Raw genomic sequence first — 15,302 nt, forward strand, 5'->3', positions numbered from 1 at the left:
AAAAGCTGCAGGCTAAATCCCGTTTTTAGTTTTATGACCTACAGCTACGATTATTTAATATGAAACCGCTGTTTTCACGCCTGCCTCTAGTGTAACAGGTTTGCCGCAAACTTTAATTGTAATTGTCTCGTCAGCTGTAATAATAATTTTTCTGTGGGTTAAGGCAATAGCAAAGTGGACACCGCGAATTTTTAATTTATAGGAAAGGGATTCCCAAGCTTTTGGCAAGTTTGGTGTTAAGTTCAAGACTTCTTGACGAATATCCAAACCAGCAAAAGTAGTTAATGGAATATAAAGTGTGGCCGCCATCACGCCTGCGTGAATTCCTTCGGCAGTTGTACCACCTTGAATATCGCGATAATCAGAATAAAGTGCCTCTTTGTACAGTTGCCAAGCTAAATCTTGGTCATCAACCATTGCCGCAAGCTGTGCGTGCACAACACGAGATAAAGTGGAACCATGGGAAGTTCGTGCTAAATAATAAGCCAGATTCTTCGTTACGTAATCAGCTGGCAAGTCATAGTTTAAGTCTTGTAAGATTTCATCCACTTTTTGTTGCGGAAAGTTATAGAAAATCATCAAACTGTCAGCTTGCTTAGCCACTTTGTATTCGTCAGCAGAATGGCCTTCTGCGTTTAAAATGCGATCCATGCGGTAAACATTGCCATATTTTTCTTGGTAATAATCCCAATCTAAATCCTTTAAATTAAAGTAGCCTTCAAATTGGGCAATAATCCCGTCTTCGTTAATTTCCAAGGCCAATTTATTTTTAATATCTTTCATTCGGTGCAATGTTTCAGCCGAGATGCCGGATTTTTCGACAGTTGCCGCAAAGTCGGTTGGCAAAACTTCTTGTAGTCGTGCAATTTCTTCAAACAGCCAAACGACCATCATATTCGTATAGGCATTGTTTTTTAGACCGCCTTTTTCAGAATTGGGATAGCTTTCGTGAAACTCGTCAGGTCCCATGACATGATCAATGGAGTAGCGTTCTAGTTTTTCATCCCAAATTGCAGCACTTTCCCAGAAGTGAGCAATTTCTAGCATCAATTCTAAACCGTATTGCTTCATAAAATCTTCGTCTTGGGCGTTATTAAAGTACTGCCAAATATTATAAGCAATAGCTAAAGAAACGTGGCGTTGCAGGCGACTGTGGTCTTCTTTCCATTTGCCGCTAATCGGATTTAAGTGTAGTTCTTGTGATTGTTCAGTGCCCTCTAAACCAGACTGCCATGGGAACATGGCCCCTTTATAGCCCACTTTTTTGGCATCGATTTTAGCTGCTTTTAACCGACGGTAACGGTATAACAGAATTTCTCGCGCTGTTTTTGGAAAATGAATAATATAAAACGGTAAAATAAATAATTCATCCCAAAAAATATGACCGCGATAAGCTTCTCCGTGTAATCCCCGTGCGGTAATTGAAGCATCTAAGCCTTTATTTCCATTAGGTGACGCGGAACAAAGCAGGTGATACGTGTGGAGATTTAATAATTTTTGGCTCATTAAATCCCCGCTGACTGTAATGGCTGCTTTGTCCCACAAAATTTGCCAAGCGATAGCTGATTGCGCTGCACTGGTTTTAAAATCAGGTAGTGTAATTGTATTCAGATCAATTTCAAGAGGAGACTCTTCTTTACGGCGTTGGGCCACACTTACGGTTTTGTCCAAGCTGTACCAAGTATTTTTGGCAGCAGAAAAGGTAATTTTTTGACGGATCACTTTATCTGTCTGCGTATTTTCCAATTGCGTTAAATCAAGGGTATCACTGAAAAGTTCAGAATACTGAGTGACTGTAATCTCAGAAGCTTTTGTTTTAGCCACTAAGAGGGCTTTTTTGCCTGTTGCGTGAAGTCTCGTAATATCCAAATGGTCTTTGGTTAAACTGCGGTAACGGGCGACATTGTAGTTATAGACGTCGCCATCTGCTTCTGTTACGACCGTGACAGTACCAGAAAAGTTTAGCGGCATAAAAGCATAATGGATGCTGTATTGCGCAGTATGTTCCATGTTGGCGATTTTTTTGACTTTGATGGCAATATCTTTACCAGACTTTGTGGTCACGATGGCATTAGCGGTAAATAGACCGGTTTTCATATGCAATGTTCGCGTTAATTTTTTGATTTGATCTTTTTCAAAAGCAATTTTTTCATCGTCAACAATCAAGTAAATTTTCTGCAAGTTGGGCGCATTTACAAAATCTTCGTTATAAATTGTCTGATCTGCCACGATCGAAGCTGCAGTGTTATATAGGCTGGCTAAATAAGTAGCAGGGTAGTGGTCATCGCTAATTTCCATTTCCGGCATGGTTCCCCGCAATCCCATAAATCCATTGCCGACCGTTAAAAGTGATTCAACCGAATATTCGTCTTTTCCTGGACGATAGCCGTGATAAGTCACTTGCCATTTTAAGTCTTCGGCAGCTTTAGTAAAATTATCTGTTGCTAAAACAAAAGGTAAATTTAGTTTTTCTGTTAACCACTGACTTAATTCGAAAATGCCATCAGGTTGATCTAGTATGACCTCATCTCCTGTGATCATTCCACCATTTATTGCTGTGTCAGTCAGGATAGTAACTAATTGCTGCGCTTTTTCGTTGACAGTTCCTGTTACAGTCAGTGTTTCTGTTGGTAAAGTCACTTGCCAATTCTTTTTTTGTGTATTTATTTCTGCCAGCTTCATAAAATGCTCCTCTCTGATACTTGTCTATACATGTAGCTTAATTATAAGACAAGTTGATAACGATTTCAACTGTTAAAAGTAAATTTAAAATATAATGATAATAACAGTGAAATTTGAAATTGAAAAAAATTGCTATTTTTAAGTGTGATAATTTCACGCTTTATATAAGGTAAGTAATTTTTTTAAAATGAGAAAATTACGTTTTTTGTTAATAAAACGCTTGCAAAAAAATGGTATGCAAGGTATGATTGCTTTAGTTGATAAACTTATATATACAAGTTTTAAAATGAAAGGGGTTTTAACAATGGGAAAATTCCAACAAGATGCTGAGCAATTGTTGAAAGAATTAGGCGGTAAAGAAAATATCGCTGCAGTTACCCACTGTGTTACACGGATGCGCTTTGTTTTAAATGATGATAGTAAAGCAAATGTACCGGCCATTGAAGATTTGTCGAGCGTCAAAGGCACGTTTACAAACGCTGGACAATTTCAAGTTATCATCGGCAATGAAGTACCAGATTTTTACAATGATTTTTCAGCAGTATCAGGAATTGAAGGCGTTTCAAAAGAGGCTAGTAAAGCTGCGGCTAAACAAAATCAAAATATTGCACAACGTTTAATTGGCGTTTTGGCAGAAATATTTACGCCATTATTACCGGCCATTATCGTCGGTGGTTTGATGCTAGGTTTCCGTAACTTTTTAGAAGGTGTGCCCCTAGAGATGCTGGGTGGTCAAACGATTACACAATCATCTGTTTTTTGGAATGGTGTTAATGGTTTCTTGTGGCTGCCTTGTGAAGCAATTTTCCACTTCTTACCTGTGGGTATCACATGGTCAATTACGCGTAAAATGGGAACAACACAAATTTTAGGGATTGTTTTAGGGATTACATTAGTTTCTCCGCAATTATTAAATGCTTATGCTGTAAATGGTACGAGTGCTGCTGATATCGCGAAAAATTGGACGTGGGATTTTGGTTTTTTCACCATTGAAAAAATCGGGTATCAAGCGCAAGTGATTCCAGCAATGTTGGCTGGTTTCATGTTGGTTTACTTGGAACGCTTCTTTAGAAAACACATTCCAGAAGCAGTTTCGATGATTTTTGTACCGCTGTTTTCATTATTACCAACAATTTTGGCTGCACATATGATTTTAGGCCCAATTGGCTGGCAGATCGGTTCAGGAATCTCTTACGTTGTAAACGCTGGTCTATCTTCATCTTTCAGCTGGTTGTTCAGTTTAGTCTTTGGTGGTTTGTATGCGCCGTTGGTTATTACCGGGCTGCACCACACCACATTAGCCATCGATTCACAATTAGTAGCTGATTTTGGATCAACAAACTTATGGCCAATGATTATGTTATCAAATATTGCGCAAGGTACAGCAGTATTAGCTGTTTACTTCCAACATCGCGGCAACAAAAAAGAAGAACAAATTTCTGTGCCGGCAACTATTTCTGCTTACCTTGGGGTAACAGAACCGGCAATGTTTGGGATTAACTTGAAGTATGTCTATCCATTTGTAGCTGCCATGGTAGGTTCTGCAATTGGAGGCATGTTGATTACCATTACCAATACTCGTGCTTTGGGTATTGGGGTCGGCGGTCTACCAGGCTTCTTGTCCTTTAAGATTGAAAATTATCCAATGGTGTTTATTTCCATGCTGGTTACAATGGTAATTACTTTTGTAATGACCTTTGTCTTCCGTAAGGTTAAAGTTTTGAATAAATTGGAACCACAATTAGACGAAAGCGGCTTTGCTATGGCAACTGCTGGCGGACCAGCTGTTAGCGTGACTCATCCAGCTGAAGGAGCCAGTGTTTCAGATAACGCTCCGGGGGTTGTGACAAAAGAAGATATTTTTGCTCCGGTAGAAGGGGAAGTTATCGCTATTGGTCAGGTATCAGATCCAGTCTTTTCGCAAAAAATGATGGGTGACGGTTTTGCCGTTAAACCTAAGGCACAAGAAATTTATGCGCCAGTGCATGGTAAAGTCATGAGTATTTTTGAAACAAAACACGCAATTGGCATTAAAACGCCAGGAGGTGCTGAAGTTTTAGTTCACATGGGCTTAGACACTGTGGAATTGAAAGGCGCACCATTTGAGGTGTTAGTTAAAGTTGGCGATACCGTTACGCCGGATACATTATTATCACTTATGAATTTAGAGGAAGTATTAGCTGCAGGTAAAAAAACAGACGTCGTCGTTGCCTTTACCAACACTGAAAAAATCGCCGGCTTCACCTTAAATAAAACCGGTGAGATTGCCCAACAAACTAAAATTGGTGAAGTTGAGGTAATGGAGTAGGATATTTAGTAAATAATATAAGCCCGCACTGTTATGGTGTTGGGCTTATTTTTTTAATTAAAAATTATCTAATCATAAAATCTGGTAAGGTAGAAGAATAATTCTTCTACCTTACTTTTTCGTCCGATGGTTAAAGTTATTATTAAGGCGTGACAAGAGATAATTTAATGTGTGACAAATTCTGATATGAAAGCGTGAACAAAGTGACTTGAAAAGATTTTATAATGAAAAGTGCCAGGAGGTAATACAAATGAATGAACGTATCCGGAAAATTCTTTCTTTATTGATTCGCAATCCTGAGTTAAAAATGAATGATTTAACAACAAAGTTAAGTTTAACTAAGCGTCAAATTAACTATGCTATCAATACTTTTAATAGTGAATTGGAATTAAAAAAAATTCCAAAGATTAAACGAAACCATAGTGGAGATTTTGAAATTCCATTAGAAGTTATTCAAATGCTGACAGTTGAAGAAAATAAGCAGAATTTTTATAGCATCGCTGATGGTTTATCTGAAAGTGATCGGGCCGCTTTGATCTTAATGCTTTTAGTAACAGATACTGGCTATGTTGGATTGGATCATTTTATAGATTTGTTAGATGTTAGTAAAAGTACAATTATTGAAGATTTAAAGAAGTCAGAATGGTTGGCATCCAAATATGAGTTGGAGTTAGTTTACGATCGAATAAATGGATACAGTTTAAAGGGGTCAGAACACCGCCTTTTGCAACTAATGTCTGATATGGTTCACCAGCATCCTATTTTTCAAGAGGACAAGGTGCGTGATTTTTTAGCAACAAATGTTAGCGAAGAAGAAATTATCCATCTTATTCATGGTATGGAACAAATGCTGCACTTGAGTTACTCAGACGAATCGGTAGACTACTTGCAATCGGCAGCGCGCTTTTTAATTAGTCGTGGTTTACGAGAAAAAAGTAATTCAGACTTTTTACAAGAACGCGTCAGCCAAACCCCTGAATTCAAGTTGCTACAAATATTAGTGAGTGAAACAAGTTGGCAGTTAAATCAAAAATACTTGGAGTGGCTAACATTATTATTTTTAACTTCCAATATTTTTGAGAAAAAAACAACGCAAGATTTTGATTCCGACTTACAACTACGACGTCTCATTCACCAAATGGTAGAAATATTTCAAAATCAGACATTAATTGTGATAGAAGACAGAGAAAGTTTTGAACGGAGAATTTTGAATCATTTACGACCTGCCTGTTTCAGAATTCGATATAACTTGAGTCTAGGTGTATATTCGTTAGAAAATTTAATCCAAGATAGTAATCATGGGATTTTAGTGGAATTGATGAAAGAACTGATTACACCGATTGAAAAATGGTTGGGCAAAGCCTTTCCTGAGGATGAACTAAACTTATTGTCTTACTATTTTGGCTTCCAGTTAACAAGTCATAGCAAACATCAAAAGCAAAAACCCAGAGCTGTTGTTGTTTGTACGAATGGTGTAATGGTTTCAAAGTTGATGCGAGAAAGTTTAAAACAGTTGTTTCCAGAGATCCATTTTCTAGCTTCATTTTCTGTTAGAGATTTTTATCATTTTGAAGAAGATTATGATTTGGTTTTTACCACGACACCGTTAAAAACTAATTTAGTCCAATTCATTGTTGATCCGATTATGTCGTATAAAGAGCAGATTAGTTTACGTTATCGTGTACTAAGCGATTTAGGAATTGATCAGATGGATCAGGCAGTGGATGAGCTAATTGGAATTATTCAAAAACATGCCAAAATTAGCAGTCTACGTAATCTAAAAGAAGAATTGCAATATTTTCTATTGCAAGCGAATAACAATACGTCTTTAGAAAACCATAAAGTGTTACCAGCTTTAACACATTATTTGAAGCCTAATTTTATCACCGTTATAAATCAGCCAGTTATATGGCAAAATGCAGTGAAAATCGCGTGTCAGCCTTTACTGGAAAGTCGCATTATTGATGAGCGCTTTTATGAGGATTGTATCCGTCAAATTAAGGATGTAAATTACTCTGGTTATCTTGGAAGTCAAACCTGTATTCCTCACACAACCACAGATCATGGTGTTTTAAGAGATGGTGTAAGTTTGTTGATTAGTCCAGAACCAATAGAATTTCCTGGCGGGCATCAAGTGTCTTTGGTTATGCCACTTGCTTTTTATGATTTAACAAGACATCTGCGTGCAATTAATCAAATTGCGGCCATTAGTGAAAATGATGAATTGATTCAAAAATTGAAACAATCCGACGAAGTCACGAGTTACCAATTAATCCGACAACATACGTAACGAAGTAATTGAAAGGAGAAAAAATGAAATTAGAAGAGTATCCCAAATTGACTATTATTATGCGAGGTTATTCTTTTGAACAAGCCGAGGCGATTTTAAAAGCAATGAACGGTTTTGAAAAAGATTATGCCGTAGAGATGACCTTGAATACAGAAAATGCATTGGAAAATATTAAACAGTTAAACGCCCAATTTGGTGACAAAATAAAGATTGGTGCTGGAACTGTTCGAACAATTGAAGATGCTAAAGCAGCCTATGCAGCAGGTGCAAAATTCCTTTTGGGACCACATGTGTTTACAAAAGAAATGTTAGCGTTTGCTAATGAAAAAAATATCTTGGCAGTTCCAGCGGCAATGACGCCTTCTGAAATTGATGAGATGTTTAAGAATGGTGCTGACATTGTTAAAATTTTTCCGGCAGCGGTTGTGACTCCGCGTTTCTTTAAAGATGTTCAAGCACCTTTGGGAAAATTACCATTGATGGGTGTCGGCGGAGTGAGTACAGATAATGCAAGAGCATTTTTTGAAAATCAGGCCAGTTATTTAGGGCTTGGATCGGGCATGTTTAACAAAGAAGATTTAAAAGAGTTAAATATCCCCAATTTAGCAAAATCGCTGCAATTATTATTGGAAAGGATAAAATAATAAATTTTCAGGTGAGTTTTGAGGAGGAAAACAGATGGAAGTATATCTTCATGAAGAATTAGTCTTTCGTGATCTTGACGTAAAGGATGCAGATGATGCTTTGGGTTATTTAGCAGAGCAATTATTTGAAAAAGGTTATGTAAAAGAAAAATATATTGTAGCAATTAAGGAAAGAGAAAAGGAATATCCAACTGGATTGCCTTCAACCCAACCAGCTGTGGCAATTCCACATGCGAATTATGAGTTGGTAGAAAAAACAACCTTAGCTATTGCAACATTAAAAGAACCAATTGAATTTCACAATATGGAAGAAAATGCAGCGACACTACCTGTTCAAATTATTATCATGATGGCGATTGGCGAGCCCCATGGTCAAGTAGAGATGTTACAAAAAATTGTGGGTTTAATTCAAGATGAACCATTAAGACAAGAAATGGTCAATGCTCGTAATGATCAAGAGTTATTAAAACTAGTAGAAACAGCAATTAATTAAAAAAATAAATTGGAGGAATTTATTATGAAAAGAATTTTAGTAGCTTGTGGAAATGGAATTGCAACGTCAACAGTAGTCGCTTCAAAGGTCAAAGATTATTTAACGGAACATGGTGTACAGGTTGAAACGACACAGACAAAATTAATGGAAGTGCCTGGAAAAGTTCAAGGCTACGATTTGTTAGTAACGACAGGTCAATTTGATGGGCAAACAGGAGATGTTCCTGTGGTTAAAGGCATGCCAATCTTAACGGGAATTGGCGCAGATAAAACGATGGAAGAAATCTTAGCAAAACTACAAGACTAATCAATAAATCGGAGGTAGAAGACTAACATGAATATTATTATGAGTGTATTTAATTTCTTCATTGACGCTGGTCCAACCGTAATGTTGCCGGTAATTATTACAATTATTGGATTGATTTTTGGATTGAAAATTACCCGAGCATTCAAGTCAGGGTTGACGCTAGCAATTGGTTTTGCAGGTATCAAATTGATTTTAGACTTTATGACCACCAATGTTGGACCAGCTGCAAAAGCGATGGTAGAACGAACAGGTGTAAAACTAGATGCTTTAGATGTCGGGTGGGGATCAATTGCCGCGGTAACGTGGGCATCTCCTATTATTGCCGTTTTAATTTTTGCAATTTTAATCGTTAATATTGTGTTATTGATCTTGAAAAAGACTCAAACATTAGATGTCGATATTTGGAATTATCATCACATGGCAATTGTTGGGGTTATGGTGTACTTCGTAACAAAAAATGTATTTCTTGGCGTGGGCGCATCTGTTGTAATGGCAGTTATTACCTTTAAAATGTCTGACTGGTCACAGCCGTTAGTAGAAGATTTCTTTGGGATACCAGGAGTATCTTTACCAACCGTGTCGGCATTGTCTTCACTTGTAATTGCATGGCCACTAAATTGGCTGTTGGATAAAATTCCTTTTTTCCGCAAATCAAAATTCACTATTAAAGACGCACAAAAATACTTGGGATTTTTTGGTGATTCAATGATTATGGGCTTGGTTATTGGCTTAGTGATTGGTTTTCTAGCTGGATATGACATTAAAGCTGTATTGCAATTAGGTGTTAGTATGTCGGCAGTTTTGGTTTTAATTCCAAAAATGACAGCGCTATTTATGGAAGGCTTAATGCCAATTTCTGATGCAGCACAAAAATGGTCACAAGAAAAATTCAAAGGTCGTCGCTTATTTATTGGTTTGGATGCTGCAGTAGTTGTCGGCAATCCCGACGTTATTACGACGGCATTGATCATTATTCCGTTAACAATTGCAATGGCTTTAGTGTTACCTGGAAATCGCGTATTGCCGTTTGCTGATTTAGCAGTAGTGCCTTTTCGCGTAGCAATGGTTGTTGCTTTAACAAGAGGCAACTTATTGAAAAATATCGTGATTGGGCTAGTTGTTACAGCGTCATTGCTATGGTGTGGCACTGCAACTTCTCCAATTTTAACGGCGATTGCAAAACAAATAGGCATTGATCTAGGTTCAAGTTCGATGCTGATTTCATCATTTGCTGCAACCTCAATGATTCAAAGCTATTTAGTATTCTTAGCATTTTCTTACCAACCACTTATTGGTATTCCGATTTTACTTATCGTATTTGCCTCAGCTTGGTATTACTTTGATAAAGTAAAACACATCAATAAAGAAACAGAAGAGCCTGTTACAGAATAAGATGAGTAAAATTTCAAAAAATTTCATGCTATTCAGACTGTTAGAAATTAACAGTCTGAATAAAGGAGCGAAGATACTGTGAAAATATCAAATATTACCGTATACAAAGTGAAACCACGTTGGATTTTTGTAAAAGTTTCGACAGATGAGGGAATTGATGGTTGGGGGGAAATGATTTCTGGTACCAAAACAGAAACTGTCGTAGCAGGTGCTTACGAAATTGGAAATCGCTTGATTGGCCGTAATCCTTTTGAAATTGAACGATTATTTCAAGAAATGCACCGTTCCTTTTTCCGTGGTGGCCCAATTAATGGCACGATTGTTTCTGGATTAGAAATGGCATTATGGGATATTAAAGGGAAAGCTTTCAATGTTCCTGTCTATGAATTGTTAGGCGGCGCTGCCAGAGATAAAATAAAAGTCTATTCATGGATTGGCGGCGATCGCCCTAGCGAGGTTGTGGAACAGGCGCAAGATCGGTTTGATCGCGGCTTTACTGCGGTAAAAATGAACGCAACAGAAGAGTTACACTACATTGATTCTTATGAAAAAGTTGATGAGGTCGTTGAACGCGTGGCATCTATTCGTGAAAGATTTGGGGATAAGATGGCGATTGGTGTTGATTTCCACGGTCGGGTTCACAAACCGATGGCTAAGGTGTTGGCAAGAGCTTTAGAACCTTATCATCCAATGTTCCTAGAAGAAGTTGTGTTACCAGAAAATGAAGAACATTTCAAAGAAGTCGCTAATTCAGTTGCCGTACCATTAGCAACGGGCGAACGATTGTATACGCGTTGGCAATTTAAGAATATTTTCAAGCAAGGTGCTATTGATATTATTCAGCCAGACGTTGCTTTGTGTGGCGGGATTTTAGAAACACGGAAAATTGCTGCTATGGCGGAAGCTTATGACATGGCCGTTGCACCTCATGCACCATATGGACCGGTAGCATTAGCGGCAACATTGCAAGTAGATGCCTGCACACCGAATGTTTTCATTCAAGAACAAAGTCTGGGTATTCACTACAATAAAGGGTTTGACTTATTAGATTTTGTCAAAAATAAAGAGGTTTTCCAATATAAGGATGGTTTCGTTGATTTGCCGGATAAACCTGGCTTGGGTTTAATTATGGATGAAGATAAAATCAAAGAAATTGCACAAGAAGGTTTAGTTTGGACGAACCCACAATGGAAAAACTATGATGGTACCATAGCGGAATGGTAGTCATGGGTAGCAAAATAGTTTTATCTTAGGTTTAATAGGAAAGGTAGTTGATTGAAATGGCTGAAGCCATTGTTATCGGAGCTTTTTTGGTGATACTTCTTTTCATTCAAATTAGAGATCAAAAAGAAGTAGTCATTTTAGCAAAACGTAATTTTATCAAAGTCGGCTTAATGTTAACCTTGGCAGTCAGTGTTTTAATTATCTTTTGGCCACAACAATTAGCTGATCAAATCAAACTGGGCATTTTTGCTATTATGATTGCTTCAATCGGTTTATTAAGAGAAGGATTGACACAAAAGCGCTTAATCAAATTTGGTATTCTCACAGGTGATTATCAACAATTTGAAGCAATTCAGTTAGAAGATAGCCGTTTAGGTGAAACTTTTGTCACGTTTTACAAAGGAAAGAATTCCCACTTTTCTACCTTGTTTAGTCAAGATTTAAAGTCAATTGAAAAATTTTTAAGTCAAAATGGCTTGGAAAATAAATTAGTGATTGGTGAAATGCCGGAGGAAAAAGTAACATCTGATCCAAAGAAGAAACAGTCGAAATCTCCAGCAAAAAGACTAAGGAGTACTAAATTATGATTTATCTTGCACGTCATGGTCAAACACAATGGAATGTAGAAAAGAGAATTTGCGGTCGTGCAGATGTTCCATTGACGCCAGTAGGGTACCAACAGGCAGAAAATTTAGCACAAAAAATAGTGGATGAAAAAATTAATCTTAATAAGATTATTGTCTCGCCCTTAAGCCGAGCCCAAGATACGGCAAAAGTTGTAAATGAAAAGTTAAAGCTGCCTATAATAACAGATAAAAGGTTGACTGAAATGGATTTTGGTATTTATGATGGTCAGGCTATTGCAAATGTAGAATTTCAAAAAGTTAGAGTAGAATTGTCACTGCCATTTCCTAATGGTGAATCTGTTTTAGATGTTGCGGGTAGGATTTATCCACTTTTAATTGAATTAGAAGCAGCTAAAGAAGATGTTCTTCTCATCTGTCATAATGCAGTTAGTCGCGTGGTGGACAATTATTTTTACGGAAAAAGCATGAAGGATTTTTTAGATTTCAATTTGGTTAACACAGAAATTAAACAATACAGTGTAGGCTAATTTCAATCTAGGGAGGATGAGCAGATTTTTTCTGCTCATTTTTTTTATCAAAAAGCCCCGCAACGAAATTCCAAAGTTGCGGGGCTAAAAATTTTTAAATGTAGTGAACTGACTTACTGGATTGGAATATCTTTACCGTGAATTTCTTTGACGACTTTTTTTGGTAATTCCAAGGTTAATACACCGTTTTCAAAGGAAGCTTTGATGTTTTCTTCATCGATATCTTTCATCGCAAAGCTACGTTCATAAGTGCTGCTGGTACGTTCGCGACGTAAATAATGACCGTCATCATCTTTTTCTTCACTATTAGCGGTGTGTTTGGCACGAATTGTCAACGTATCGTTTGCGTAAGTGACTTTGATGTCCTCTTTTTTTATGCCAGGAAGATCTGCTTTCACTTCATAATAACTGTCAAATTCTTTAATATCAGTAGCCAAGGAACGATCTTGCCAGAAATTATTCATTAAGCGGCCAATCATTTCTTCACCATCCGAAAAGCTACGGGGAAATAAGTCTGCCATTTTTTATCACACCTTTCTTTTGCTACTTACATTGTAGGTCTAACTTCATTTTTCTTCAAATATTTTGAATAGTATTATCAATTTATCGTAAAAAGGAAAAATATCATTAAAATAGTGTTTTCAAAGGTTTTTTCTTAAACTATACAATTATCTTCTGCTATGATAGAATACACAACGATTGTGGCAGTTTTTGCGTAAATTGCCAAAAAGAGAAAGGTAGGTGGAAAGATGGAGATCATTGAAAAAGCACCTGCAAAAATCAATTTAGGCTTGGACGTTTTGTACAAACGAGAAGATGGCTATCATGAATTGGAGATGGTCATGGCGAGTGTTGATTTAGCAGATCGGCTGACAATAGAAGAATTGCCAGAAGATCAGATCATCATTGAAACCAATAAAGCCTTTTTACCAGTTGATAAACGGAATAATGTTTATCAAGCCGCACAATTATTAAAAGAACGCTACGGTGTAGAAAAGGGCGTTAAAATTGCGATTCAAAAACAAATTCCGGTAGCAGCGGGACTAGGTGGTGGGAGTAGTGACACTGCGGCTGCGCTTAGAGGGATGAATCGACTTTGGAACTTGGGCCTTTCAACTGACGAGCTGATTGAAATTGGCGTTAAAATTGGGACGGATGTTCCTTATTGCCTGTATGGTACAACTTCTTTTGTCGGCGGAAAAGGTGAAATTGTTGCACCGATTAAACCGATGCCTCCTTGTTGGGTAGTCTTAGTCAAACCACGCATCAGTGTTTCTACGCGGACGGTTTTTCCTAAAGTAGATGTAGATAAAATTCATCATCCGAATATTGCAGCTTTGAAGGCGGCGATTGCAGAAAATGATTATGAACAGATGATTGCCAACATGGGGAATAGTTTGGAAGATATTACGATTGAACGTCATCCTGTTATTCAACAAATCAAAGATCGAATGGTAAAATACGGAGCGGACGTGGCCTTAATGAGCGGTAGTGGTCCGACTTGTTTTGCCCTGTGTCAAAAACATTCCCGTGCGCAGCGAGTTTATAATGCACTAAAGGGTTTTTGTGACGAGGTCTATTTAGTTCGGACATTGAGTTAATAAAGCTTCACCACTTTTTAAACGAGCATTCCTGAAATTGTCGCAAATATACACCCTCAGCGCTGCAGTATACAACGGGAATTTTGTAGAAAAAAGAGCACCACTTCATTTTCTTCACAATCAAAAAGGCACTTTCTCATTACGAGAAGGTGCCTTTTTTTGTTGTCAGGCTACATACCTTATGCCAAAATTTCAGGCAATTTTCGTATCAAAAATTGCTCAGCTTCGGTTAAATAAGCATTTTTTCGGTGGCAACAGTACAGTTCGCGCTTTAGTGGATAGTCGGTGATTTGAACATAAAAGTTGTTGTCTTTATTGGGAAAACTATCGCGTAAAAAGATGGCTGGAACAAAGGTGAACCCTTTGCCTAAACTGACCAGATTACTTGCGAGGTGAATATTTTCAGTCTCTAAGATTTTGTTTGGTACAAGTTGGAAGGTTTCAAAAAAGCGATCGGCGATTTCACGCAGTTCACGTCCTTTTTTCAGTAAGATCATCGGCTGGTTGGCCAAAGAAGCTGCTGAAATTAAGGCGAAAGTTTCAATTGTATTTCTCATTTCATTTTTTGTTGCAAAGGTAGGGGGAACTTGGATATAGATTGGATTTTCGTAAATAAAATGATAGTTTAAGGCGGAATCATAGTTTTGATAAACCAGTGCCATATCTACGTCTCCTGTTTTTACCAAGTCATACAAAATGCTCATTCGTTCTTCTTTCAAGGTTAATTCAACATGGGGAAATGCTTGTTCAAATGCGTCTAAAATGGCGGGAAAAACGAATTCGCCGGTCAAGGATGTAACCCCAAGTGTGATTTTGCCAGTGTGACTATGGGTTAATTCTGCGATTTCTTTGGTAACAGATTGAAAAATCTGCTGTACATCTTGACAGCCCCTTAAGTAAATCTCGCCAGCTTTACTGAGATGGAGATTGCCGCGATTGCGGATGAAAAGAGAGGTGCCAAGGGTGCGTTCTATATCTAGGATAAAGCGGCTAAGAGCAGGCTGTGAAATAAAGAGTTTTTTGGCGGCAGCTGTGATACTGTGTTCTTCTGCCACCGTCATTAAATAGTGAATTTGCTTTTCGTTAATCATAATATTTCTCCTATCTGAAAGCAGTAAGGAAGTTGCAAGCAACATATTCATAACATTAAAGTTATAAAATAATACAAAAATAAGAATTTTACATTATTGTATGCGCTACCTATAATAAAGTAAAGTAAAAAAAGTAGGCCAGCTGTAATGGGCTAAA

General features: G+C 37.5%; 13 protein-coding genes. 10 read left to right on the forward strand and 3 right to left on the reverse strand.

The genetic code is table 11. The annotated features are described in order from the left end of the window. Window positions 1-54: 54 nt before the first annotated feature. The gene (locus AC6R0T_RS01035; RefSeq protein WP_303753583.1) at window positions 55-2,682 is read right to left on the reverse strand and encodes a glycoside hydrolase family 65 protein; all 2,628 of its coding nucleotides are present in this window, start codon (window positions 2,680-2,682) and stop codon (window positions 55-57) included. Between the two features lie 304 nt (window positions 2,683-2,986). Here AC6R0T_RS01035 and treP point away from each other — a divergent pair, with 304 nt between their 5' ends. The 9 genes from treP (at window position 2,987) to AC6R0T_RS01080 (ending at window position 12,453) form a co-directional block, all read left to right on the forward strand. Beyond that, window positions 2,987-4,990, forward strand: coding sequence for a PTS system trehalose-specific EIIBC component (gene treP, locus AC6R0T_RS01040; RefSeq protein WP_206902628.1), 2,004 nt, complete (start codon window positions 2,987-2,989; stop codon window positions 4,988-4,990). Between the two features lie 250 nt (window positions 4,991-5,240). Then, window positions 5,241-7,280: a BglG family transcription antiterminator gene (locus AC6R0T_RS01045; RefSeq protein ID WP_303753582.1), complete on the forward strand. Its 2,040-nt coding sequence runs from the start codon at window positions 5,241-5,243 to the stop codon at window positions 7,278-7,280. A gap of 23 nt (window positions 7,281-7,303) precedes the next feature. Beyond that, window positions 7,304-7,924: a bifunctional 4-hydroxy-2-oxoglutarate aldolase/2-dehydro-3-deoxy-phosphogluconate aldolase gene (locus tag AC6R0T_RS01050; RefSeq protein WP_303753581.1), complete on the forward strand. Its 621-nt coding sequence runs from the start codon at window positions 7,304-7,306 to the stop codon at window positions 7,922-7,924. A gap of 34 nt (window positions 7,925-7,958) precedes the next feature. Then, on the forward strand, window positions 7,959-8,417 hold the full coding sequence (locus tag AC6R0T_RS01055; protein ID WP_230709602.1) for a PTS sugar transporter subunit IIA: 459 nt from the start codon (window positions 7,959-7,961) through the stop codon (window positions 8,415-8,417). 24 nt (window positions 8,418-8,441) lie between these two features. Further along, the gene (locus tag AC6R0T_RS01060; protein ID WP_206902624.1) at window positions 8,442-8,723 is read left to right on the forward strand and encodes a PTS sugar transporter subunit IIB; all 282 of its coding nucleotides are present in this window, start codon (window positions 8,442-8,444) and stop codon (window positions 8,721-8,723) included. A 27-nt stretch (window positions 8,724-8,750) separates the two neighbouring features. Then, window positions 8,751-10,115, forward strand: a complete 1,365-nt coding sequence (locus tag AC6R0T_RS01065; protein ID WP_303753580.1) for a PTS galactitol transporter subunit IIC — start codon at window positions 8,751-8,753, stop codon at window positions 10,113-10,115. A 78-nt stretch (window positions 10,116-10,193) separates the two neighbouring features. Further along, window positions 10,194-11,339: a galactonate dehydratase gene (gene dgoD / locus AC6R0T_RS01070; RefSeq protein ID WP_230709600.1), complete on the forward strand. Its 1,146-nt coding sequence runs from the start codon at window positions 10,194-10,196 to the stop codon at window positions 11,337-11,339. Window positions 11,340-11,395: 56 nt separating this feature from the next. Then, window positions 11,396-11,926, forward strand: coding sequence for a hypothetical protein (locus AC6R0T_RS01075; RefSeq protein WP_230709598.1), 531 nt, complete (start codon window positions 11,396-11,398; stop codon window positions 11,924-11,926). Further along, window positions 11,923-12,453, forward strand: coding sequence for a histidine phosphatase family protein (locus tag AC6R0T_RS01080; RefSeq protein ID WP_206902620.1), 531 nt, complete (start codon window positions 11,923-11,925; stop codon window positions 12,451-12,453). The genes AC6R0T_RS01075 and AC6R0T_RS01080 overlap by 4 nt, the downstream gene beginning before the upstream one ends. 113 nt (window positions 12,454-12,566) lie before the next feature. Here the strand turns inward: AC6R0T_RS01080 and AC6R0T_RS01085 are convergent, their stop codons facing one another. Next, complete coding sequence (locus tag AC6R0T_RS01085) at window positions 12,567-12,974, reverse strand: Hsp20/alpha crystallin family protein (protein WP_206902619.1); 408 nt, start codon at window positions 12,972-12,974, stop codon at window positions 12,567-12,569. 228 nt (window positions 12,975-13,202) lie between these two features. Here AC6R0T_RS01085 and ispE point away from each other — a divergent pair, with 228 nt between their 5' ends. Further along, window positions 13,203-14,054, forward strand: coding sequence for a 4-(cytidine 5'-diphospho)-2-C-methyl-D-erythritol kinase (gene ispE / locus AC6R0T_RS01090; protein WP_230709596.1), 852 nt, complete (start codon window positions 13,203-13,205; stop codon window positions 14,052-14,054). 179 nt (window positions 14,055-14,233) lie between these two features. On the opposite strand, the gene AC6R0T_RS01095 is transcribed toward ispE, so the two are convergent. Beyond that, window positions 14,234-15,145 (reverse strand): LysR family transcriptional regulator, encoded by a 912-nt coding sequence (locus tag AC6R0T_RS01095; protein ID WP_303753579.1) that lies wholly within the window; start codon window positions 15,143-15,145, stop codon window positions 14,234-14,236. Between the last annotated feature and the right edge of the window lie 157 nt (window positions 15,146-15,302).

The organism is Enterococcus sp. S86.2 (assembly GCF_059834485.2).